A 23300-nucleotide genomic window follows, 5' to 3' on the forward strand; every position below is an offset into this window, starting at 1 on the left:
TCAACTCCTTACAGATTTGTAGTTATGCCGTTGCGCCTGTTAACTCACTGCGTTCCCAGTCCCGCACATCGACGAAATGCCCTGCGATTGCAGCCGCTGCAGCCATCTCCGGCGATACCAGATGCGTTCTGCCGCCACGCCCTTGACGGCCTTCAAAGTTACGGTTGGACGTTGATGCGCAGCGCTCGCCCGGATCCAGGAAATCGGGGTTCATCGCCAAGCACATGCTGCAGCCGGAGTCCCGCCATTCGAAGCCTGCTTCCGTAAAGATGAGGTCCAATCCTTCCCGCTCAGCCTGCCATTTGATTTTCGTCGAGCCCGGCACAACCATCGCCTGTACGCGATCGGAAACCTTCCGCCCTTTGACGATGCTGGCTGCTGCGCGCAGATCTTCGATACGCCCATTCGTGCACGACCCGATGAACACGCGGTCAATGCTAATTTCCGTTAATGGCGTGCCCGGCGCAATGCCCATATACTCAATTGCTTTCTCGGCCGCCTTACGTTTATTGTCGGTTTCGAAGCTTTCCGGATTCGGCACGAGGCCCGTTATCGGCGCGCCCATTCCCGGGCTTGTGCCCCAGGTTACTTGCGGTACGAGCGAGGAAGCGTCAAATTCAATGCGCGCATCAAACGCTGCGCCTTCATCCGTGCGCAGGCTTCTCCATTGTTCAGCCGCTTGATCGAAAGCTGCTCCTTGCGGAACATACTGGCGGCCGCGCAAATACTCGAAGGTTGTATCGTCCGGAGCAATCATGCCTGCTCGCGCTCCCGCTTCAATCGACATGTTGCACACCGTCATCCGCTGCTCCATCGTCATGCCTACAATCGCTTCGCCTCTGTATTCAATGACGTGTCCCGTAGCGAAGTCCGTGCCGTATTTTCCGATAATCGCAAGGATCAAATCTTTGGCCGTTACGCCGATAGGAAGTTGGCCTTTAATTGCTACCTCCATCGTCTTCGGCTTTGCTTGGCGAAGGCATTGCGTTGCAAGCACATGCTCCACTTCACTCGTACCGATGCCAAACGCGATTGAGCCGAATGCGCCATGCGTCGAAGTGTGGCTATCGCCGCAAACGATCAGTTGTCCCGGCTTCGTCAGTCCAAGTTCCGGCACTGTGACGTGGACAACGCCTTGATCGGGATCGCCTAAGCCGAACAGCGTCACGCCAGTCTCTGCGCAGTTCCGCTCGATTGCCCTCATTTGCGCGAGTGCCGTTGCATCTTCGACGATGTGCGGGTTGCGGGTAGGGATAATATGGTCCACCGTTGCAAAAGTCCGTTCAGGCCGCCTAACCTTTCTGCCTGCAAGCCGAAGGCCCTCAAATGCTTGCGCGGAAGTTACTTCATGGACCAAGTGCAAATCAATGTACATCAGGCTCGGCTGGCCCTCCTCCTCGTTTACAACGTGACTTTCCCAAATTTTCTGAAACATCGTTTTACTCATCCCGAATGCCTCTCCTCTCGTTTGCCCTTGCTGCGATCAACGTCTGCTGCTTACCTCTAAGCTATCACCGAAAATCCTTTTTAACCAATATTTGCTACCTATTTCTTTATAGTCTGAAACTATAAGCGCCTACTATTTAATTGGATATGACTTTAGGCACGGACGACACAACTGCCTTCGATTGCTCCATTGCCCGTCGCTCATTCGCCCGGCGAGACGTTCGAACAACGACCAGCATCATTATAGCGGCGCATATTAGCGAGCCTGACAAGATAATAAATCCAAGCTGGTAGCTGCCAGTTGCGTCCTTCACTTTACCTACAACAAGCGGGCCCAAATACCCACCCAGACTGCCCAGCGCATTTTGCAAACCAACGGCTACACCGACGATAGCAGCTGGCAATACGGTCGTTGGAATTGCCCACAACGCGCCATACGGAGAATACACGCCGATCGCTGTAATGCACAGCAGAATCATAAGGCCGACAGGAGAATGCACCCATTGGCCTGCCAGCATCGCCGCTGCGGCAATGAGAAACGGAATGACAACATGTGGCACCCGCTTCATCCTTTTGTCCGACCAATACGCATTAACAGCCATGCCTACTAGCGCACATGCGAATGGAATTGCAGTGAGCCACCCCATCGTCACGGAGTCGTTTGCGAATTGTTTAATTACGCTCGGCACCCACATCGTATAGCCGTAAAATCCGGTGATGAAAAAGAAATACATGCCGACCATTGCCCACGCCGTTGGATTCTTCAATGCCGCGGCGCCGCCCGTATACTTGTGCTCCACAACCTGTTCTCTCTCAAGCTGCGTGCTAAGCAGTGCACGATCCGCTTCGTTCATCCAGGCAGCCTTGGAAGGGCGATCACGAATAACCGTCAACCATACGAATGCCCATGCGACCGGGAAGAGCCCCTCAATAATGAGCACCGCGTGCCAATCATAGTAATGCAGCAGCACGCCGGATAATGGCCCCATAATGACGGCCGATACCGGCAAGCACATTAACCAGAACGCATTGGCGCGCGCCCGTTCGCGTGTCGTGAACCAGGAAGAGAGCAAGATAATCATCGACGGCATAACGCCGCCTTCAGCTACGCCTAATAAGAATCGCGCCACCATAAACTGCTGGCTGGTCTGCGCGAAGCCGCTGAGCGTGGCGAAGATTCCCCAAACGATCATCATAATAAAAATGAACTTTCTAGCCGACCACTTGGTCGCCAGAATGCCGCCGGGAATTTGCATAATGACATACCCGAAGAAAAAGACGCCGCTCAGGTTTGCCGCTTGCGCGCTCGTTAGATTCAAATCTTCTTTCATATAAGGCAGCACGACACTGACATTAATCCGATCCATATAAGCTAATAAGTACATCACGAATGCAACAGGAATAATACGCAACCAACGCTGAGACATGATTGTCCCTCCATTATTTTTTGGTAGATTCCAAGTACGGAACGATTCGGAATGATCGCGGCACCTCTGCCAAGCGGAGACGCTTCTTGCACCAGCTTTCCAGCTCTTCAATTGTGGCTGCTGTCTCTTCCTGAAGTTGAATAACAGCCTCCGGCACGAACCCTTGCTTCTCGTCCACAACGCCGCTCACTTTGGCTTCGACGACGCCTGGATGTGCCAGCAGCACTTTACGGATAATGCCCGGATAGAGCTTCTCGCCGCCTGTAATGAGCATATTTTTGCGCCGCTCCATGAACTGCAGGCCGCCATTATCAAGAGAGACGATATCCCCTGTACGCAGCCACTCGCCCTCAAAATCTCCCTGCTGGAAGCGGCCGTCCTCCCAATAGCCCAGCATGCGCGTAGCCGTTTTTACAAGCAGCTCGCCAACCTGCCCCCCTTGCTCCTGGCACTTGCCATCCACTCGAATCTCAACGCCGGACAGCGGCTCCCCCATCAAGCTCCAGCCCCGTTCGTCCCTGCTCAGCTTGTTCGTCAGCACGCGAGGGCCTGCTTCAGACAACCCGTAGGTTAGATAAATGTCCCCGCTGTACAGCTCCCGCAGCTTGCGAATATCCCCATCATCCGCATGGTCGCCCCCAATGGTCAGTTTGCGAAGCGTCCGAGGAAACGGCTTATTCATCGCAACGATCCGCTTCAGCAGCGACGGGGTTACGGATGCCAGCGTAATGTCGTTATGCTCGCATGATTTGAGCCATTCGCCCGGATAGAACGGCTGTTCGGGGAAATAAATATTTTTCTCCATCAGCAGCGATCCGATAATGCCCGCTACTAGCCCGTAGGAATAAAACACCGGCAATGTGGCCGTATAATTCCCGCCAGGCTGCTCCTCGATCGCCTTCATATGCGCGGCAGCATTGACGAACACATTCTCCACGCGGTGCACGACGATTTTCGGCATGCCCGTACTTCCTGATGTCGATAGCATCAAGCAATGATGCAGCTGCTCCCGGCAAGGCGCAGCCGGGCGTATATAGAGCCGGGCCCGCCCTTTCAAGCCAAATGCTTTGTGCGGGTGCACGATGCCCTCTCGCTCCAGCAGCGAGTCCGGACGAGGCGAAGCGACGACAACAGCTGCGGGATTCGCCAATTCAATCAAGTGATCCAGCGATTCCGGTGCAATCTGCGGGGTTAATGGCAGCGGAGTTGCGCCTGTCCGCAGCACCGCGAACAACTGTGTAAGCAGCTGCAGCCCGCTTGGCAATGACAGGATGACCGCATGGCCGGGACCTATCCCCGCTTGCATCCATTGCTCAGCTGCCGCCTCGATATCCCTAACCAAATCGCTATAGGTGCGCATAATAAACGGAGTAACCGAATGGTCCAGCAGGTACTGCTGCTGGTTGCCCCGGAGCTGCTCCAGCCAATCCGCGAACGCGCCTTGGGGCCTAGCCGTTCCTATAGGTATCATTGCGATCGCTCCCTTCTTCCAATGACAGCCGTCTGACCGAGCGATCCGACACAGCGGAGCAGCTCGCCGCTCGGAGCGCCTTGATGGCCAGATTGGCCTGCAGCATGCTGAAGCTGCGAAGTCCACCCGTCGCCTGATAGCTGCGCATAGGCAAGGACCGCTTCCTGCAACTGAGCAAGCTCTTCGCCGAGAGCTGCCGCCGTCGCCTGCCGTTCCGGCGCTTCGCCTCTTGCAGCCCCCGCGGCATCGCCGTTACTTCCGTTCAATCGAGCGCGCTCGATCACGTATTGGCCGACAGCAGCTTCCGCTGGATGCGAGAAGCTGCCCTCCCGAGATAAGGCGAACAGCACGCATAAGCCTTCATTGCCATCCGCGGTCGTCTCCGTCACCCCCGCGAACATCACATCCGCATCGCCCCGCTGCAAATAGAACGAAGACGTCATCAGCACATCCGCCAAATTCGAGCCGTTGCCCGCCAATACTAGCGTAGGGCCATTCGTCCCTGCCGCTAAAGCGGCTAAGCCAGCACAGATGTTATAGCCGGATGCCGCATAGAGCGAAGGCGAGGATTGCCCTCGGCGAACCTTCCCCGCGAATTGCGATGCAAGATGGCGATTGCCGTACCGCGATGCCAAAACGATGCCGATTCGTTCGCCGGCGACACCGCTCGCTATCTCCATCCGAAGCCGGATTGCGGCGGATGCAGCCAGAGCCGTCGCCGGGTCGAGCTTGGGTGTCTGCCCGCGCAGCGCCTGCGGCCGCAAAATGTCGGGAGCATGCGGGTTGTGCCGCTGCTCTTCCGAGCAGGACGCCATCCCGAAGCCGCGCATCGATACAAGCACTTGACCGTCGATCATCACTTTGTGGTTCATTGTTTTCACTCCCCTTGTTGGATCATTGGATTAGGCGCCGCTCGCTGCCATGACGCTAACCCATAGCTCAGCGGACACAGCCGTATTCCCACGTGAATCGATTAATAACGTATCCAGTGCAATTTGCCTCCCGTTCTCCTTCAGAGCCGCTTGCAATCGATACGGCCCATCGCCCTGCGCAACTTCCTTCTCCATTCTGAAGTTCCGGAGCTGGACCGGAATGATGCGCGCCGTCGTATGCAGCGCTTCCGCAGCGGACCGACAGCCAATCTGGGCCAGCGCTTCTATGATCAAATAAAGCGGAAGCGCCTTGCGCACGCTTGTCGCCTTGCGGTCATGCGGGTACACATCCGGTTGAAAAGGGGCATCATATCGCTGTCCGTTATGCGCGATGGCGCCGCATAGCTTCAAGTAGTTCATCCCTGCACCATCGCCGATCCGACTTCGGAATCCGCCCAAGTCCCCATAATGTTGTAGCCGGCATCCACATACATGACCTCGCCTGTCGTACCGCTGGCCAAATCGCTCATCAGGTAAAGCGCAGCCTTCGCTACGTCTTCCTGAGTTACGTTGCGGCGCAGCGGGCTCTGATTCGCGCGCTTCTCGACCATTTCCTTGAAATTCGGCAGCCCGAACGCAGCCAGCGTCCGAATCGGCCCGGCCGAAATGACGTTAACGCGAACTTGCTCCGGACCCAGGTCCGCTGCCAAATATTTGCATGTCGTTTCCAGTGCTGATTTGGCAATGCCGAGCACATTATAGCCCGCGCATACCCGATTCGATCCGAGATAGGACAACGCTAATACGGATGCGCCCGGGCGGAAATAAGGCCGTGCATAGTGGCAAAAAGGTACGATGGAATAAGCGGTCACGTCGAGCGTGCGGAGAAACCCGTCCCGGCTCGTATTGATAACGCCCGCTTGCAGCTCTTCACCGTCAGCATAAGCTGCCGCATGCACAATAAAATCGATCCCGCCAAACCGCTCTGCGAACTTGTCGCATACCTGCCGGATTTGTTGATCATCCTGCACGTCGCATGGCTCGATAAAATCAGCGCCGATCGAGCCTGCCAGCTTTTCGACCCATTTGCGCTCGCGGCGATATGTAAACCCGATTTCGGCCCCCTCCTCGGCCAAGTGCCTTGCGATCTCCCATGCGATCGAGCGATGGTTTACGACCCCTGTTACAATCCCTTTCTTGCCTTCAAGCAGCTTTCTCATCATCGTTTCCTCCTTGTTTCTCTTTCGTGCAGGGATATCCCCATGCTTTATCGCAAATGTCCGCCTCCGCCCAGCGGCAGGTTCGCGCCAATCAACAGCGGCTTCCGTCCGAGCAAAAATTCCACCCCATCCGCAACCTCATCAGCTGTCGTAAACCTCCGGAGCGGGATTTCCCGCAGCAGCTCGCGCCGCTTATCATCCGTCAGCTTATCTCCGATCAGCTCCGTTTCCACATAACCCGGGGAAATGATATTCACGGCCACATTCAATCTTGCCAGCTCGGCTGCCAGCGTCTCGCTTAGGCGGTTCAATGCTGCTTTCGTAGTGCCGTAGAAGGCGTTGCCGATGCGAACATTGTCAGAGGCCAGAGAGGAAATCATAATAATGTCGCCTCTCCGCGCCCGAATCAGATGCGGGATCAACGCGTGGCAAAAGTGAAATGGTCCTCCTAAATTCGTTGCGATCGTTTCCTCAAAATCTTCCCAGACGCCTTCTTTCACGAGCGCATCGTAGGTGATGCCCGCGTTGTTGATCAGCACCGTAACGGGTGAGTCGCCATCTTCTACAATTCGCTGCACATAACGATCAATCTGCTCTTGCGAACGGCAATCCACTTGCGCCCCTCTGCACTTGCCAGGGTATTCTTGCTCCAACCGCTCGGCTTCCTCGAAGGAACGAATGAACGTAAATTCAACGAAGTAACCCAGCTCGATTAATCGGACTGCGATCATGCGTCCAATTCCCCGCGTAGCGCCCGTCACAATTGCCCGCTTATTCATAACACGCTCACATCCTTACCTTCGACTAATCGCTTGCTCACCTGCAATGTACCGTGGCAGAGCAGCGCCCCCCCGAAAAACTCATCGACCCGGAAGGTCAGGCTCTCCCCTTCACCCGTCGATGCAGGCTTCGCCTCCGTCACCTCGATGCGAAGCAGCTCGCCCGGCTCGGCCGCTTTGCGATATTTGACCCAAGCCGGGACTGCACAGCAGCTTTCTGCCTCGAGTACGCCTGTTTTTGCCCGCGACAAATAAGCATCAGCTGCCGCTAATACCGAATTCATGATCATAGATCCCGGGTACACGCTTCGCTCCGGAAAATGCTCTTCAAAAATAGGCTCGTTGTATGGTAAAAACTTGAGCGCCGTGCAGCCATGGCCCGCCTCATAGGACAGCTCGCGATCGATCGGATAGTCGCGGATCATCATACATCCGCCCCCTGTGCCTCTCGTGCAGCTGCCGCTTCAGCCGCCTGGGCACCCTCGTTCAGGTAGCCTTGAAATACAGCGGTTAAGCTCTGCCCGCTTAATGCCGGAGGCAGCCCGTCTTCGCCAAGCTGCTCCGCGAGTCGGTCCATCGCATACGTCCAATAGACGCCCATAAATCGATTGTTATCTGCATTCATTTTGTTATAGGTTATGTTGAATCCGATGGTTCCCGGCCCGAAGCCAATGCGAAGCGCACCGCCGGACACTTGTTCGAAGAGTTGAAAATGCTGTGCTGCAGTCATGAGGTTTTGGTTGATGGCGTGGTAAATCTCTTGATCAGGCATAGCCGCTGTTCGGCTTCGCAGCCTGTCGCATAAGGAGGTAAAATGATCGATGTGAATGACAGGAAAAGTTCGGTGGGGGTCAACATCAAGCTCGAATGTTATCGATTTGCGAATAAACTTTTTCAGTACATGCAAGTAAGAGTAATAGCCGTATCGGGATCGACCCGCCCAGCCAGTTACGCTATGTCCAATCACGCTCCCCGGCCTCAAAATCGTGAGCGGAACGCCCGTCTGCTCCGATTGTTTCCATAGCATATATTCCGCAAGCACCTTCGATACCGTGTACGGATTAACAGCCTCATAGTTAACTAATAGCTGCTCCGGGACTACGCCATCGACATCTGCATGTCCCAGTCCTGCGACGCCAGTGGTCGAAATATAATAATATCGGCCGACGGATTCAAATACATGCTGCAGCGCTGCCGATTCCACCGCATTCACTTGAATCGACTGGGGCAGTTCGGCTGGTTCATAGCTCATGTGAGCTGCCACATGCCACAGCTCATCCGCATGCAGTCCTTCCAGCTTGCGCAATCCGCCTCCTGGTAACGTTTCGGGATAAGGAACCACTGCAATGGCGTCCGCCAATACTGGGTCTGCTCCTTCCTGCCGAAGCGCCGAAGCGATTGCCTCGCGCGTTTTCGCCCCATCCGCATCGTGGCGGGACAACATCACATAATGATCGTCAGGCTCCGCGGCAATTAATTTCGCTGCAAGTGCACTGCCGATAAAGCCAGAGGCGCCGGTCAGCACGATCGTTCTAACGCGTGTTTGTGCTGTCATACGGATTCCTCTTCCTGCGGACGAAATGCGTCAAATACAAGGCAAGTATTCGCGCCGCCGAATCCATAGGTTACGCTAAGGGTTGGGCCGCCGCTGCGAATCGCCGCCGCTTCGCCCTTCACCGTATTGGCGCCGCTCCATGCGGCAGCCACCTCGTCGAGCCCGGCCGTCGGCGGAGCTTCATGATGAAGCAGCGCCTGAACGGTAACGACAGCTTCTAACGTACCGGTTGCCCCTAGCGTGTGGCCGACCGCCGCCTTCGTTGACGACACCGGTATAAACTCATTTTTGAACAACGCATCATACACGACTGCTTCCATCGCATCATTCGTCGGCGTTCCTGAACCGTGCGCATTCACATAGGCTACTTGATCCGGCTCATAATCGCTCTGCGCTAACGCTTGGCGAATCGCTCGAATCGCGCCGCCTCCCGTCTCGTCCGGCGCTGTTACCGACTGCGTGTCCGTCGTCGAGCTTCGACCGGCGGCCCGCGCAAGCGGGCGCGCCCCCCTTCGCTGAGCATGCGAACCAGATTCCAGCACCAGAAAGGCCGCGCCTTCTCCTAGCGTCGTCCCATCCGTATGAATGGAAAACGGCGTGCATGCGGTCGGCGATTGCGTCTGCAGGCTGGAGTGCCCGCTCATTTTGTACTTGTCCAACACATCAATGCCGCCGCACAACACGACGTCGTACTGCATGAATGCAATAAGATCCATTCCGATCGCGACGGAATCGCTGCCCGATGAGCAAGCCGTCGATAGCGTGAAATATGGGACTTGCAGCCCCGCCGCTTTCAGCATGATCGGCATGAACTCATCAAGCGGCACTGCCCCTTCTTCATTTTCGAATAAATGGCCCAAGCTCGTCCCTACCACAATGGCTGTTTTATTCATATCCAGCTCGTCCGCCGACAAGCCTGCCGATTGCAGCGCTTCAATTAAGGCCTGCCTGCCGAATGCCGCCATCCGTTCCTTGCCTGTGCGAGGGTATTCTCCCTCTACTTCGCCGCCGAGCGGACTGCGAAATTTGGCCGTATCGAACAACGTAACGGGGCGAAACCCTCGTTGCCCCGCGCACAGATTGTCCCAGTTCGCAGCCGCATCGCCCCCTAAGCTCGACAGCATTCCCATTCCGGTAACGACCGGTAAGCCTTCTATCGTCATACCACACCCGCCTCCTGTTGAAGGTTCCAAGCTGACAGTTTATCGGACAGCTCTTCCGGGCAGCGAGTGATTGCACCCGTCGCCGCTTCGACGAACGCAACCGTCAACCGGCCTCTTGCACAGACGTTCTCGCCCACAGACACCGACATCGACAGCTCCATCCGATTGCTCTTCACTACAATCTGGCTAATCTTAATCGTTGCAACATCATTCAGCCGCACAGAACGGATATATACCATTTGCAGCTTGCCGACCCGAATTTCGACGGTATCGCCGTCGAACGATCCGATGCCGACATCGAGCCTATGGAACATCTCGGTCATTGCCGCGCTGCACCATTTCAAATAATTCGAGAAGTGCACGACACGAAATATATCGACCTCTTCTGGCGACACCCTCCGCTCGATGGCAAACATAACAAGTCCCCCTCTATTCAATGGATTGGTCGGCGTTCATCACGCTGCGAGCTTCTGTTCAACTAAAGCAATTACCGTATCCAAGCAGCGGAAGTTGTCCGGTACGAACTCTTCATCCGAAATTTTGATATCGTACATATCCTCCAAGTGCGCCATTAGCTCCGTGAAGCCCAGGGAATCAACGGACAGCTCGCTTGCAAGACCCATGTCTGTGCGAATCTCATCGACAGGCACCTCTACCAACAGCTCGGACACCAAAAATTGCTTCAACGCTTTCTCCATTTCAATACGGTTCATCATCATCTACCTCCCAATGTTTTTTATTATGTTATCTCGTGCGTTCGTTGAGATTAATATTATATTCGTTGTAAAATGATGTCAAGTCTATTTTGAGAAAATGCGGTTTGTAAAATAAATATTAATGCCGACCTCACATTCTGTCCAATCTGCCCGGCCGAAAACAAAAAGAAGCTCCAGCTAAATCGCTGGAGCTTCTTTCGTATAATAGCGAACCTATCGGCAGACCGCCTATGCCTAGAAGAATGAATGGTCAACAAAGCTATGGTAGTACGAAGAGGGCGAGATATGGACGCTAAGCCGCAATAAATACTGCTGAAGCTCCGCAAATACTTTATCCCCTTCCCAATCCTCGGGAAGCAGCTGCTTAGGCAGCATAGGGTCTGTCAGGCTTAGCTCGGCGATCAGCTCGCCCAGCGTCAAGAAATAAACGAATAGCTCTTCATCCGATTTCGTATTCAACGGCTCTGCTGAAGGGATAAATTCATTACGGAACCATTGGCGCTTCGCAACGTAGACCTCATTGATTTCATCAAGCGGCCATATTTCCTTCACGCGCTCCGAAATCATATCGCCCATCACGAATTTCCCTTTCAGGAGCGACAATCGCCCGTCCATCTGCAGCTTTGACGATAGCTGGTCTACCTCGGACGTATAATCCCATGGCGATACATATACGCTGTGATACAAGCTTCCAAAGCCAATCTGACGGATTTGCGTCCGCAGTTGGTTGCGAACCTGGCGATCCTTCTCTGGAATCTCGAACAGCAATACATACCAACTGCCATCCCATTCCTTGTTATAGAAGCTTGGTTTCTGATTGATTGACCGTATAAACTCGTGGCCTCGCGGCAATATGCTGTAATACGAACGGGTTGGCGAGTCTACGTAGCCTTCCTTCTTCAAGTTGAACAACGCGTTCCGAATCGATTGCGATGTATAGTCGCGGCGCTGGTAAATCCGAAGCAGCTCTTGGACCGACATCTCAGCCGTTCGGGACAGCAGATAGAGAATTTGCTTCTCAACCGATATCATTTTGAGCACCTCCTTTCCATTGATTGTTAACCATCTTAAAAAAATTATAACACATTTTGGTTGACAGTTCCAAGCTTAAAATTATAATCTATATTCAGACGCAATGTTGAGTTGTTGAGTATATAATGTGTTAAAGGAGTTGAGTCCGATGTCACTGAACGCAAGACTGTTTTACGTGTACCGAATCGTCTCTCGCATGTACTTCCATTTATCGGTGCTATTTGTTTACTTTTTCACCCTTGATTTGCCTGTATGGGAAATCGAGCTGCTGCTTGGGGTGTACGCCATCGTGCTGCTGCTAACTTCCAAGCTGAATGCAGTCATGCTTGCCCGCCTGCCGCATAAATATGTAATTGCACTGGGCGAATTGATTAAAGCCGGCGGGCTAGTGGCTCTTATCGCCAACGAGCATATCGGCATCTTAATCGTCGGCCAGGTTTTATCGGGACTCGGATACAGCTTAGCCCAAGGTACCGATTCAAGCTTATTGCGTGCCATCGTAACCGACCCGCAAGCCTATAAGAAAGCGGAATCCGGTTCGAGCAGCTATACGTTCGCCTCCTTCCTGCTTTCGGGCGTTGTCGGCAGCATCATTTTCAACTATTCACACGAGTATGCGTTCTGGTGCTCGATTGCCGCCAATGCTATCGCGATTACGGCTGTGCTGTTCATTCGAGAGCCTGCGCCTACACGCACGAGTCCATCTGCAGCTCAGGCTGAGAAAACGAATGAAACTTCCACGCAAAAGTTCTGGAAGCTTTATTATGCCGTCACCCGCGCGTTTGCAATGGCAACCTTCGTCGGGTTTCTCCCTTATTACTTCTTCGTGAACGTGCATGTCGATCTGAAAGTATTCGGATTGGTCCTTAGCCTGTTCACCCTATTAGGCTTCATAGCAGCACGCTTTATCGTTCGTGCCGGCACACGCTATGGTTTTATACGAATCGCAACGATTTCCACCCTGCTATGCGTCGCCTCCCTCGTGCTGTTCGGCATTAGCAGCTATCTCGTGCTCGGCATTGCGGCCTTGGCCGTACTCGGCCTTGCATCAGGCGGCGTAAGGCCGCTTACACTTAGTAATTTGAACATGTCTGATATGACCCCGATGCAGCGCACCGCACTGCTCTCCTCGATGGAACGGTCTTTCGGATTGTGGAACGCGCTCCTCCTGATCGCAGGCGGATTCGCGATTGAATCTATCGGTTTTCAGTGGTTAATGCTGATTCTGGCCGTTATTTACGTCGTTCTTGTCGCAGGTGGCTACAGGCTTTATCTCGCCCGTTCATCCATGCCGGCGGCTGCCGCGGAACAGATGCAATAATGTTGTAACAGAACCAGCTTCACCTATATAATCAAACTAAACTATTGGAGGGATTTGTAATGAAAGTGACTTTCTTGGGACACTCGTGTTTTTTGGTAGAGGCTGATGGCAAAAGCGTAGTAATCGATCCGTTCCTGTCCGGCAATCCTGAAGCAACCGTTAAGCCGGAAGAGCTTAAAGTCGATGCCGTTCTCATTACGCATGGCCACGCGGACCACACGCTCGACGCGGTAAGCATCGCTAAGAACAACAATTGCCCGATCGTCACGACCTACGAGCTCGCGCTCCATCTGGCTAAACAAGGCGCAGCTATTCACCCGATGGGCATCGGCGGCGCGTTTAACTTCCCATGGGGCCGTGTCAAATTCACGCCAGCATGGCATAGCACAGGGATCGAAACGGAAAATGGGTTCATTTACGGCGGCGTTGCTGCCGGACTGCTCGTTACGATGGGCGGCAAAACCTTGTACCATGCAGGCGATACGGCTCTGTTCTCCGACATGAAGCTGATCGCTGAAACGTCTGCCATCGACGTAGCATGTTTGCCAATCGGCGACAACTTCACGATGGGAATCGAGGACGCTGTTATTGCAGCAAGCTGGCTGAAACCGAGCGTTACGATTCCGATGCACTTCAATACGTTCCCGCTTATCGCGGTAGACTCATCTGTATGGGCAGAGCAAATGGAGCGCAAAGGGCTGGCAGCTCAAGTGCTTAGCCCCGGCCAATCGTTGGATACTTCCACCGTTACAGCCTAACCGCTCGCTTGATACGCACATTAGCAGATAACACAAAAAGACGTCCAATCCGATAATCGGATTGGACGTCTTTTCTATGACAAGAGCGATAATGCAAACCACGTTATGCGCTATGCTCCGACTTTGCCGCTTCTTCTGCGGCCGCGCGCCGCCGGTTTTTACGGCTTGCCCTGCGCACCAGGGCACTAACGTTTTTTTTTAGGCCGTACAATGCATAGATCAGCAAAGGTACGAAAATGATTTTAGACAGATGCTTAGGGAACATATAGCCGAGCACAACAGCAACGACTACGATAATAGGAACAACCCAAATTGCATTTTTCGGAATACCGAACTTTTTGAAATTCGGATACTTCACCGTGCTTACCATCAAGAACGAAAGCAATAACGTGCTGATGAGCAGGACAACGACGGAAATGTCTTTACTGAATAATGCCAGCGTCGACAGTACCCCGCCTGCAGCAGGGATTGGAAGTCCGATAAAATAGCCTGGCATACCGGATATGACGTTAAAGCGAGCCAGCCGAAGCGCGCCACAGATCGGGAACAGCGCAGTTACAATCCAAGCAGCCGCCTGATTTAAATCCTGAAAAGCAACAACATACATAATGAACGCCGGTGCAACGCCGAACGAAATGACGTCCGACAACGAATCCAGTTCTTTCCCGAACTCGCTCTGCGCATTAAGCGCGCGTGCTATCCGACCATCCACGCCGTCTAACAGCATGGCGATAATAACCATCATGGCCGCCAACTCGGGCTTCTCGTTGAACACGAGAATGATGGCGACTATACCGAGAAAGAGATTGCCTACTGTAAACAGGCTAGGTATCGATTTTGTGATCATCCGTTCCACCTCATCTCTACTATGCCCAATAAATCGATTCGCGAACACATGGAACTATTCCAATGGAAACATACACGAACGCATTCCCTCATTCTATGGGATTTAAATGTGCCTGTCAATGAACATTTGATCTTGAATTCGCTTGAGACCTTCCTTGATTGCACGTGCGCGAACTTCGCCAATGCCGTCCACCTCATCTAATTCCTCATAAGTAGCCATCACAATATGAGGAAGATGATGGAAGCGATCGACAAGATTATGCATGACGACGATCGGCAATCGCGGAATTTTGTGCAGCAAGCGGTAACCTCTTGGAGACACCGCTTCATCGGCAGATGTCCCGGCATAACCGAGCAATCGGATAATGTGCGGCGGATCCATCAGTTCGTCGGAGCTCAGCTTCTTAAATGCGATTCGAATGTCTCGAATACGGTCATCCGAGTTGTCCTTCGCATAGTCCTTGAGCAGGAACCAAGCATCCTCCTCCACGCCGCCGACAAGCTCCTCCATCTGCATGCTGATGAGGCGCCCTTCCGTACCGAGCTCATTCACATAGCGTTTGATCTCCAGCTTAATCCGAACAACCATCTCGACGCGATGCACGACATGGGCAACCTCCTGCAGCGTAACGAGTTCCTCGAACTCAGCCGCCGACAAGTTCGTAAACGACTGGTTCAGGACCGCTTTATACTTCTCCAGCGTTTGGATCGCTTGATTCGCCTTGGTCAGAATGACCGCCATATCTTTGAGCGCATAACGCAAATTGCCCTGATACAGCGTAATGACATTCCGGCGCTGCGAAATGGATACGACCAGCTTGCCGGTCTGCTTCGCAACCCGCTCCGCCGTCCGATGGCGTATGCCCGTCTCAGACGACGTAATGGAGCTATCCGGTATGAGCTGGGTGTTCGCATATAAGATACGTTTAATATCTTCGCTAAGAATAATCGCGCCGTCCATCTTGGCAAGCTCATACAAATAGTTGGGCGAAAAATCGCAATTAATCGAAAAGCCGCCGTCTACCACTTCCATCACTTCCGGGCTGTAGCCGACCACGAGCAGCGCGCCCGTCTTGGCACGCAGCACGTTTTCCAATCCATCGCGGAAAGCCGTCCCTGGCGCGACCAGCTGCAGCAATTGGTTCATGACCTCAAGCTCTCTCTGTTCCTTCATTGTGTGCCCCCTCTATCCGAGCGCTGCCCTGAGCGCCTCCGCCACGGTGGATACGCCGATGATTTCAATGTTGGACGGCGGCTTCCATCCTTTCAAGCTATTCTCGGGCATGATGACCCGCTTAAAGCCTAGCTTCTCTGCTTCCCGTACACGCTGCTCCGCTCTCGATACAGCGCGGACTTCGCCCGTCAAGCCAACTTCGCCAAAAATAATGTCGAACGGCCGCGTGGGCGCGTCCCTAAAGCTGGAGGCAATGCTGACCGCCGCAGCCAAATCGACCGCAGGCTCATCCAGCTTGACGCCCCCTGCAACATTTAAGTAGGCGTCTTGATTTTGCAGGAACATCCCCATGCGCTTCTCCAAAACCGCTATAATGAGCGCCATGCGATGATGGTCAATGCCCGCTGACATCCGTCGAGGAGACGGGAAGTTCGTCGAAGCGACAAGCGCTTGCAGCTCGACAAGCACTGGCCTTGTTCCCTCCATGCTCGCAACGACGGTAGAACCCGCCACGCCGAGCGGACGTTCCGATAGGAACAGCTCCGAAGGATTGGCAACCTCGCGAAGGCCGCTTTCGCCCATTTCAAAAATGCCGATTTCATTCGTCGAGCCAAACCGGTTTTTAACCGCGCGCAGCAGCCGGTACGTATGATGTCGCTCTCCCTCGAAATAAAGGACGCAGTCGACCATATGCTCCAGCATGCGCGGACCGGCGATTGCTCCTTCCTTGGTTACATGGCCAACAAGAACGGTCGCAACGCCTTTAATCTTTGCAATGCGCATAAAATGTGACGTGCACTCTCTAACTTGCGCAACGCTGCCCGGCGCCGACTGCACATTCGGATCAAAAACGGTTTGGATCGAGTCAATAACGACAAGCGCCGGCTCGACGGATTCGATCGCTTCGCGAATCGACTCCACATTGGTCTCGCACAATACGTACAGCTGTTCAGACAACGAGCCTAGACGATCTGCGCGTAATCTGGTCTGGCGGACCGACTCCTCACCCGATATGTACAAAATCCGCATGCCGCTTGCGGCGAGTGAGTGGGAAGCTTGAAGCAGCAGCGTCGATTTGCCGATACCAGGGTCTCCGCCCACCAAAATGAGCGAGCCCGGCACCACCCCGCCTCCGAGGACGCGGTTCAGTTCGCCAAGCTTCGTATCGATGCGCGGTTCTTGATCACTTTCTATGTGTATGATGGAACGCGGCTTTTCTTTCGTTTGAAAAACGGCTGCGCCCGCTGCTCCGGTTGTTTTAACGACGGTTTCCTTTTCCTCCACCATGGAGTTCCAAGCCCCGCAGCCCGGACATTTCCCCAGCCATTTTGGCGATTCCGTGCCACATTCCATACATGCGAATTTCACTTTTATTTTTGCCATTGTCGGCTCCCTTAACAGTAAACGATATCATTCAAAGTTTACCATTTTCAAACCGCAATAGAAACCCCTTGCCCCACGCGGAATAAGAGGAGAACGTCGCGTCCTCCTCTCTTCTCCAGTTATAGCGCGGTTCTTTTCCGCTTTCGCAGCAGCAGGGCAAGCGGAACGCTCAGTGAAGTAAACAGCAGCGCAAGCAGGAACACATCGTTCAGCCCCTTCATATAAGGCATAAGGATGTTCAGCTGGCTCGATGCATCAACGGCTGCAGCACTAGGCGACACTCCCGCTTGCCCGCCATATGCACTAATCCTGCTATAGAAAAATGCGGTAAAAAGACCGATCGCAAGCGCGCCCCCCGCCTGCCGAATCCAATTGATTAAGGCCGAAGCATGCGAAGAAAACTGCTGCGACACAGCAGACATGCCTGCGTTCATAGCGGGCGTCATCGACAGTCCGATGCCGACATAACGAACAGCCATCCATAACATCACGAACCCGTGCCCCGAGGCGGGCTGCAGCCTGCTAAACTGCCAGGTGGCGACCATCAACAGAATAGTACCTGTGATAAGCAGCGTGCTGGGACCAAGCTTTTTATAATAACGGGTAGAAATCATCGTAGCGAGCGTCATCGATAATGCTGGCGGCAGCAGCAGCAGCCCGACATGCAACGGCGTCATCCCCTGCACCTGCTGGAGAAATAACGGAATAAAATAAATGCCCGAGTATAGTCCGACAATCAAAATCAGGGAGGCTGCCAGACTCGACGTAAACATTCGGTTGGCGAAAAGCCTGAGCTGAAGCAGCGGATGCTCGGACTTTAGGGAGCGACGAATAAACAGCGTAATAAAAAGAAGCGAAACGGCTGCGCAAAGAAGAGAGGACAACGAGAGCAGCCCCCATCGATTCATTTTGCTAAACAGCGTCAACACCGCAAGCGTGCCCGTCATCACGTAGGACAGGCTCAAGAGATCCGGCCGCTCGGTACTTCGCGCTTTTGCAGCCGGCAAGCACGCGAACCCCATTCGCCAGACAACCAGCCCAATCGGCACCGTCGCCCAAAAGATAAGCCGCCAATCCGACTGCTGCAGCCAGCCGCTGATCGTCGGGGCCAGCGCTGGCCCAAGGATCGTCGATGCCGTCCACCATCCGAGTGCGGTGGAGTGCTGCTCGCGCGGCAGAGTGCCGTATAAAATGGAGAGCGTCAACGGCTGCAGAATGCCGCAGAAGATGCCTTGAAGCGTTCGAAACACGATAAGCGAATAGATATTCCAAGCAAAGGAGCAGATAATTGAGCATAGCGTGAGCATTACAATGCAGGACAAAAACAGCCGCCTTGTACCAAAGCGCTCTTCCAGATAGGCGCACACGGGCGCAACCATCCCTGTAGCCAGAGTAAAGCCCGTCATGAGCCACTGTGCCGTCGAGAGATCGGTATCGAATATCGTAATAAAGCCTGGCAGCACCGCATTCAGCGAAACGACATGGTAGATGGAAAGAAACGAGCCGAGGAAAAGAGTCGCCATCATGAAGCGACTCCCTCCCCGGCCGGATAATCCGCCGATGCCGGCTATTGCCGAGCTCACTTTGCCACCTGAACAGCGACCTGCTCAACTGCTTGCGCCTGCTGCTGCTTTGCCAGCTCGGTTGCCGTATAGTCTGCCGGACGGCGCAAGCCGAGATTTTCCCGGAGCGTCGCTCCCTCATACTCCGTACGGAACAATCCGCGCCGCTGCAGCTCCGGCACGACCAGATCCACAAAATCGTCCAAGCCGCCTGGCAGGTACGGAGGCATGATGTTAAAGCCATCGGCAGCTCCGTTCTCGAACCATTCTTGCAGCTGATCCGCAATCTGCGTCGGCGTGCCGACAATCTCGCGATGGCCGCGAGCGCCTGCAATGCGCTGGTACAGCTGGCGAATGGTCAATTGCTCCCGATCGGCAAGATCCTTGAGCAATTGGAAGCGGCTTTTGCCTCCATTAATTTGAGAAAGCTCAGGCAGCTCCGGCAATGGACCGTCGACCGGATACCCGGATAGATCGAAACTGATCAGGGCTGACAGCAGCGCTACGCCCGCTTGCTCTGGAATCAACTGCTCGAACAAAGCCTTCTTCTCCAGCGCTTCCTCTTCCGTACGGCCGATGATCGGGAACACGCCCGGCATGATTTTCAGGTCATCCGGCGATCTGCCGTAACGCGCTAACCGCCCTTTCACATCGGAATAGAAGCGCTGCGCTTCTTCTAACGTCTGCCACGCCGTGAAAATAACCTCCGCCGTTCGCGCCGCCAGCTCTTTTCCCGGCTCAGAGGCTCCCGCCTGAATCACAACCGGATGCCCTTGGATAGGACGCGCGACGTTCAATGGACCGCGAACGCTGAAAAACTTGCCCTTATGGTCAATCGCCCGTACTTTATCTTTGTCTGCGAACCTCGCTGAATCCTTGTCATACAAGAGCGCGTCATCGTCCCAGCTATCCCATAGCTTCGTAACAACATCGACGAACTCTTCCGCCCGCTCATATCGCAAATCATGCTGCACATGCTTCTCAAGGTTGAAGTTGCGCGCTTCGGCATCGGAGCCGGATGTCACGACGTTCCACGCGGCGCGGCCTTCGCTAAGGTGATCCAAGGATGCAAACTTGCGAGCGACATGGAACGGCTCATTATAAGTCGTCGATACCGTGCCGGCCAGACCAATATTCGTCGTTGCCGCCCCCAAGGCGGACAGCAGCGTGAATGGCTCCGGCCTCACATTAACCGTTTGCTCAAGCGCTTCCGGATACCGTTCGTGAACGGCATAACCGTCCGCAAGGAACACCATGTCGAACTTGCCCCGCTCCGCTGTCAGCGCGAGCTGTTTATAGAACTTAAAGTCGAGCACGCTCTTTGCCTCCGCCTCAGGATGACGCCAAGCAGCAACGTGATGGCCCGGGATCATCATAAACGCGCCTAGGCGCAGCTGCTTTTTCGATTGCGATTGCTGTTGATTTTGACTCATTTCGATCCACTCCCAATCCTATTTATTCGGTCATTACCGTTAGCCGGCGGCTAACAGCTTAATCGTTCGTCTGCGTTTTCCAAGAGGAGAATCGGCGCTCCAGCGTAATCAGCAGCTGATTGAAGAGCAAGCCGAGAATCGAGATCGTAATAATGCCAGCGTACATCTGTGGAATTTGGAAATTGAACTGCGTGTAATTAATGAGGTAGCCCAGCCCAGCCTTAGCGCCTACCATCTCTGCCGCGACCAATACGAGAATCGAATAGGCGCCAGCCAATCGAATACCGGTGAAGATCGTCGGAACCGACGCTGGCAGGATCACCTTCTGGAATAGCCTCAGCGAACCGAGACCCATGGACTTCGCTGATTTGATCAGCAGCGGGTCGACATTTTTAACGCCATTAATGGTGTTCAGCAAAATCGGCCACGAGCAGGAGTAGAAGACGAGCGCTACCTTCGACGTTTCGCCAATGCCAAGAATGAGTACGAATACCGGGAGCAACGCTAACGCCGCCGTATTACGGAATAGCTCCAGAAGCGGAGTCAGCAGCTCTGCAACCTTCGGATACCAGCCGATCAGCAGCCCAAGCGGAATGGCCAATAGAATCGCTAAGCTAAATCCCGACAAGGAACGAACGATACTCGCTTGGAAGTGTACGGCGATATCGCCTCCCTCCAGCAGCCCCCACCAGGCCCTTAGGACCTCTGAGAACGGTGGCAAAAAGGTAGCATCCACGAGTCCAACCCGCGGTACCGTCTCCCATGCGACGAGCAATAAAATAATTGCGATGCTTCTTTTGAACGCCTTGTTCAACAGACCCAGCGGAAGCGACGGCACCTTCGCCTTCGCACCACCATAAGGGACAGCAACCGACTTGTTAATAACCGCCATTATCACTCAACTCCTTTTCTTCGTTTATCCCCGTGCCCCGACAGCCGCACCTGCTTGCGCTTTCGTATGCTCCTGCTGCTGTGCCCTCGATACCTCATCTCGCAGCAGCTCCCAAATCTCGTGCCGAAGCTCGCCGAACTCCGGCAGCGAACGAATATCCTCTTCTGCTCCGTTCACATGAACAGGAATATCGATCACCTGCTTGATCGTCCCCGGACGGGAGGTCATAACGGCCACTCGTTGGCCCAGATAGACCGCTTCATCAATGCCGTGCGTGATGAACACGATCGTCTTCTTCGTCTGCTCCCAGATGCGAAGCAGCTCGCTTTGCAGCGTCTCCCTCGTCTGAGCGTCCAATGCAGCGAACGGTTCATCCATAAGCAGCACATCCGGGTCAAAAGCGAGGCTGCGAGCGATCGCAACCCGCTGCTTCATGCCGCCCGACAGCTCATGGGGATAACGCTGCTCGAATCCTGCCAATCCGACTAATGCGAGAAAATGGCTAGCGCGCTCGCTGCGTTCCTTGCGTGGAATGCCTTTGGCTTCCAGCCCGAACTCAATGTTCTGCTTCGCCGTTTTCCAAGGGAACAACGCATATTGCTGGAACACGATGCCTCGATCCAAGCCAGGACCGTCAATCGGCTTTCCGTCGAGCAAAATCTGTCCGGCTGAAGGCTTCGTCAATCCCCCGAGCATATCGAGCAGCGTTGACTTGCCGCATCCGCTTGGCCCCACGATGACCATAAACTCGCCATCCTTAACGCCTAGCTGCACGTCCTTGACTGCTGTGAAGGTCGAGAATGCGCCTCGGCCTCCAGCTGGATTGCGAACCTTGAATGTTTTCTGCACATTGTCGAATTGGATTTTCATCGCGTTATCCTCCTCTTGGTCACTGGTTACTTGGTCTCTTGTTCATCCTTAAATGCGCTAAACTCGTCTGTGTACAGGTCGGTCAATTTCACTTGGCCTTCCTTCAGCTCCCCGCTCTTCACGAGCCAGTCAGTCCATACCTTGAACTCATTCTCGCGAATGTAACCGCCCTTGCCGGCGATACCCGTGCTCTTCCAAAACTGAATGGCCGTCGTATCTTCTTTGCGACCGCGCTTATCGATGATTTCCTTGTATTTCGCGATTACTTGATCCCTTGGCGTCGTCCGCGCCCATTCAATGGCCTTGCCGGTTGCTTCAACGAATTTTCGCACCGTATTGGGGTTCTGCTTGATGAACTTGTTCGTGAAAACGTAGCTTCCCGCCGTGAAGGTGCCGAATAGCTCGAAGTCCGTGAACAACGCCCGAATTCCGCCGCGCTCCAGTGCCTTATCGCGCAGTACGCTGCCTAATGCGGCAACATCGATTTGCTTCTGGCGCAAGGATTGCTCGGTGTTCACCGGAGGAATAACGACCAGCGTAACCTGCTTGATCTCATCTTCCGTCAACCCGTTGCGGCGCAAGTATTCTTTAATAACAAACTCCGAGTGCGCGCCAAGCGTGTTCACTCCGATTTTTTTGCCAATCAAATCCTTAGCGGATTTGATTGGGCTATCCTCCAACGTGTAATAGCCGATATAAGTGTCTTTATCCACACCGTAGTAGCCGATGACCGCCTTCACCGGCGCGCCAGCCGAGATCAGCTTGATGATGGCACCATTGAACGCTCCGCCAAAATCCGATTGCCCCGTCGCAGCGGTCTGTATATCCTGCGGACCGCTAATCGTATTGCCAATCCACTTCAATTTGATTGGGGCCAGGTAGCCTAGCTCTTCAGCCAGCTCTGGATAAGTAACGCCCCCTACGCTGCCTTGGTATTTGAGCTCCAGCGTTTCAGGCTCGGTGCCGCCCTCCTTGCCGCTTGCCGCTTTGCTTGAGCTATCGCCGCATCCCGTCAGCGCCAGCATAAGCACAAGCAATACTGAAATGCCTACCGCAACTGCCGCTCGCCGTCCGGATCTTACTCGATTGCGACGTATGTACTGCGCTTCGCTCTCTCCAAATCCTGTTTGCAACTGCGCTGCAGCTGCCGTTGTTTGAATCTCCTGCTGAATCGTCTCCCCGATTTTGACCATATCCGCCACGTTCCTCTCCGCGTATCTCTATTTGTTTCCTAAACACAAAAAGGTCTTTACTCGGATGAAATCCGTCGTAAAGACCTCCAGTTGTCTGGTGGGCATATCTCTAATCCTCGGCGGACTAGTTAACTAAATAATTCCTATCTGTTTAGTATGATTAGTATCATAACAGCCCATTTCCTGC

Annotated in this window: 23 protein-coding genes; 2 read left to right on the forward strand and 21 right to left on the reverse strand. The window is 54.0% G+C overall.

All coding sequences use genetic code 11. The annotated features are described in order from the left end of the window. Positions 1 to 22: 22 nt before the first annotated feature. From leuC to PAECUDRAFT_RS09950, 13 genes are all read right to left on the reverse strand, one after another. A complete protein-coding gene (leuC, locus tag PAECUDRAFT_RS09890) occupies positions 23 to 1447 on the reverse strand; it encodes a 3-isopropylmalate dehydratase large subunit (RefSeq protein WP_006037979.1) in 1425 nt (474 codons plus the stop codon). Positions 1448 to 1583: 136 nt separating this feature from the next. Further along, complete coding sequence (locus tag PAECUDRAFT_RS09895) at positions 1584 to 2873, reverse strand: MFS transporter (RefSeq protein ID WP_006037980.1); 1290 nt, start codon at positions 2871 to 2873, stop codon at positions 1584 to 1586. Between the two features lie 13 nt (positions 2874 to 2886). Then, on the reverse strand, positions 2887 to 4344 hold the full coding sequence (locus tag PAECUDRAFT_RS09900; protein ID WP_006037981.1) for a class I adenylate-forming enzyme family protein: 1458 nt from the start codon (positions 4342 to 4344) through the stop codon (positions 2887 to 2889). Further along, the gene (locus PAECUDRAFT_RS09905; protein ID WP_006037982.1) at positions 4341 to 5216 is read right to left on the reverse strand and encodes a hypothetical protein; all 876 of its coding nucleotides are present in this window, start codon (positions 5214 to 5216) and stop codon (positions 4341 to 4343) included. Before PAECUDRAFT_RS09905 ends, PAECUDRAFT_RS09900 begins: the two co-directional genes overlap by 4 nt. Before the next feature lie 30 nt (positions 5217 to 5246). Then, positions 5247 to 5636: a hypothetical protein gene (locus tag PAECUDRAFT_RS09910; protein WP_006037983.1), complete on the reverse strand. Its 390-nt coding sequence runs from the start codon at positions 5634 to 5636 to the stop codon at positions 5247 to 5249. After that, positions 5633 to 6439: an enoyl-ACP reductase FabI gene (locus PAECUDRAFT_RS09915; protein WP_006037984.1), complete on the reverse strand. Its 807-nt coding sequence runs from the start codon at positions 6437 to 6439 to the stop codon at positions 5633 to 5635. The genes PAECUDRAFT_RS09910 and PAECUDRAFT_RS09915 overlap by 4 nt, the downstream gene beginning before the upstream one ends. Positions 6440 to 6483: 44 nt before the next feature. Then, on the reverse strand, positions 6484 to 7215 hold the full coding sequence (locus tag PAECUDRAFT_RS09920; protein WP_006037985.1) for an SDR family NAD(P)-dependent oxidoreductase: 732 nt from the start codon (positions 7213 to 7215) through the stop codon (positions 6484 to 6486). Next, positions 7212 to 7643 (reverse strand): hotdog family protein, encoded by a 432-nt coding sequence (locus PAECUDRAFT_RS09925; RefSeq protein WP_006037986.1) that lies wholly within the window; start codon positions 7641 to 7643, stop codon positions 7212 to 7214. The genes PAECUDRAFT_RS09920 and PAECUDRAFT_RS09925 overlap by 4 nt, the downstream gene beginning before the upstream one ends. Then, entirely contained in the window at positions 7640 to 8770 is a 1131-nt protein-coding gene (locus tag PAECUDRAFT_RS09930; protein ID WP_006037987.1) for an SDR family oxidoreductase, read from the reverse strand. Before PAECUDRAFT_RS09930 ends, PAECUDRAFT_RS09925 begins: the two co-directional genes overlap by 4 nt. Beyond that, positions 8767 to 9933: a beta-ketoacyl-[acyl-carrier-protein] synthase family protein gene (locus PAECUDRAFT_RS24585; protein WP_006037988.1), complete on the reverse strand. Its 1167-nt coding sequence runs from the start codon at positions 9931 to 9933 to the stop codon at positions 8767 to 8769. Before PAECUDRAFT_RS24585 ends, PAECUDRAFT_RS09930 begins: the two co-directional genes overlap by 4 nt. Beyond that, positions 9930 to 10349 carry an acyl-CoA thioesterase gene (locus PAECUDRAFT_RS09940; RefSeq protein WP_006037989.1) on the reverse strand — a complete coding sequence of 140 codons (420 nt, stop codon included), beginning with the start codon at positions 10347 to 10349 and terminating at the stop codon, positions 9930 to 9932. Before PAECUDRAFT_RS09940 ends, PAECUDRAFT_RS24585 begins: the two co-directional genes overlap by 4 nt. A 39-nt stretch (positions 10350 to 10388) precedes the next feature. Beyond that, on the reverse strand, positions 10389 to 10652 hold the full coding sequence (locus PAECUDRAFT_RS09945; protein WP_456090119.1) for an acyl carrier protein: 264 nt from the start codon (positions 10650 to 10652) through the stop codon (positions 10389 to 10391). 231 nt (positions 10653 to 10883) lie between these two features. Then, entirely contained in the window at positions 10884 to 11681 is a 798-nt protein-coding gene (locus tag PAECUDRAFT_RS09950) for a PaaX family transcriptional regulator C-terminal domain-containing protein (RefSeq protein WP_006037991.1), read from the reverse strand. Positions 11682 to 11829: 148 nt separating this feature from the next. Between PAECUDRAFT_RS09950 and PAECUDRAFT_RS09955 the strand changes: the two genes are divergently transcribed. Further along, entirely contained in the window at positions 11830 to 13002 is a 1173-nt protein-coding gene (locus PAECUDRAFT_RS09955; protein ID WP_006037992.1) for an MFS transporter, read from the forward strand. 59 nt (positions 13003 to 13061) lie between these two features. Next, positions 13062 to 13760: a metal-dependent hydrolase gene (locus tag PAECUDRAFT_RS09960; protein ID WP_006037993.1), complete on the forward strand. Its 699-nt coding sequence runs from the start codon at positions 13062 to 13064 to the stop codon at positions 13758 to 13760. 103 nt (positions 13761 to 13863) lie between these two features. Here PAECUDRAFT_RS09960 and pssA read toward each other — a convergent pair whose 3' ends face one another. The 8 genes from pssA to PAECUDRAFT_RS10000 form a co-directional block, all read right to left on the reverse strand. After that, positions 13864 to 14607, reverse strand: coding sequence for a CDP-diacylglycerol--serine O-phosphatidyltransferase (gene pssA, locus PAECUDRAFT_RS09965; RefSeq protein WP_006037994.1), 744 nt, complete (start codon positions 14605 to 14607; stop codon positions 13864 to 13866). Positions 14608 to 14709: 102 nt separating this feature from the next. Then, positions 14710 to 15780, reverse strand: a complete 1071-nt coding sequence (disA, locus tag PAECUDRAFT_RS09970) for a DNA integrity scanning diadenylate cyclase DisA (protein WP_006037995.1) — start codon at positions 15778 to 15780, stop codon at positions 14710 to 14712. A 12-nt stretch (positions 15781 to 15792) separates the two neighbouring features. Further along, positions 15793 to 17163 (reverse strand): DNA repair protein RadA, encoded by a 1371-nt coding sequence (gene radA, locus PAECUDRAFT_RS09975; RefSeq protein WP_006037996.1) that lies wholly within the window; start codon positions 17161 to 17163, stop codon positions 15793 to 15795. A 119-nt stretch (positions 17164 to 17282) separates the two neighbouring features. Beyond that, entirely contained in the window at positions 17283 to 18689 is a 1407-nt protein-coding gene (locus PAECUDRAFT_RS09980; RefSeq protein WP_006037997.1) for a DHA2 family efflux MFS transporter permease subunit, read from the reverse strand. A 53-nt stretch (positions 18690 to 18742) separates the two neighbouring features. Next, a complete protein-coding gene (locus PAECUDRAFT_RS09985; protein WP_006037998.1) occupies positions 18743 to 20158 on the reverse strand; it encodes an LLM class flavin-dependent oxidoreductase in 1416 nt (471 codons plus the stop codon). A gap of 58 nt (positions 20159 to 20216) precedes the next feature. Next, positions 20217 to 21050, reverse strand: coding sequence for an ABC transporter permease (locus PAECUDRAFT_RS09990; RefSeq protein WP_006037999.1), 834 nt, complete (start codon positions 21048 to 21050; stop codon positions 20217 to 20219). A gap of 24 nt (positions 21051 to 21074) precedes the next feature. Beyond that, on the reverse strand, positions 21075 to 21920 hold the full coding sequence (locus PAECUDRAFT_RS09995; RefSeq protein WP_006038000.1) for an ABC transporter ATP-binding protein: 846 nt from the start codon (positions 21918 to 21920) through the stop codon (positions 21075 to 21077). Between the two features lie 26 nt (positions 21921 to 21946). After that, on the reverse strand, positions 21947 to 23113 hold the full coding sequence (locus tag PAECUDRAFT_RS10000) for an ABC transporter substrate-binding protein (RefSeq protein ID WP_006038001.1): 1167 nt from the start codon (positions 23111 to 23113) through the stop codon (positions 21947 to 21949). Between the last annotated feature and the right edge of the window lie 187 nt (positions 23114 to 23300).

Origin of the sequence: Paenibacillus curdlanolyticus YK9, from assembly GCF_000179615.1 — a bacterium.
Lineage (GTDB): Bacteria > Bacillota > Bacilli > Paenibacillales > Paenibacillaceae > Paenibacillus_T > Paenibacillus_T curdlanolyticus.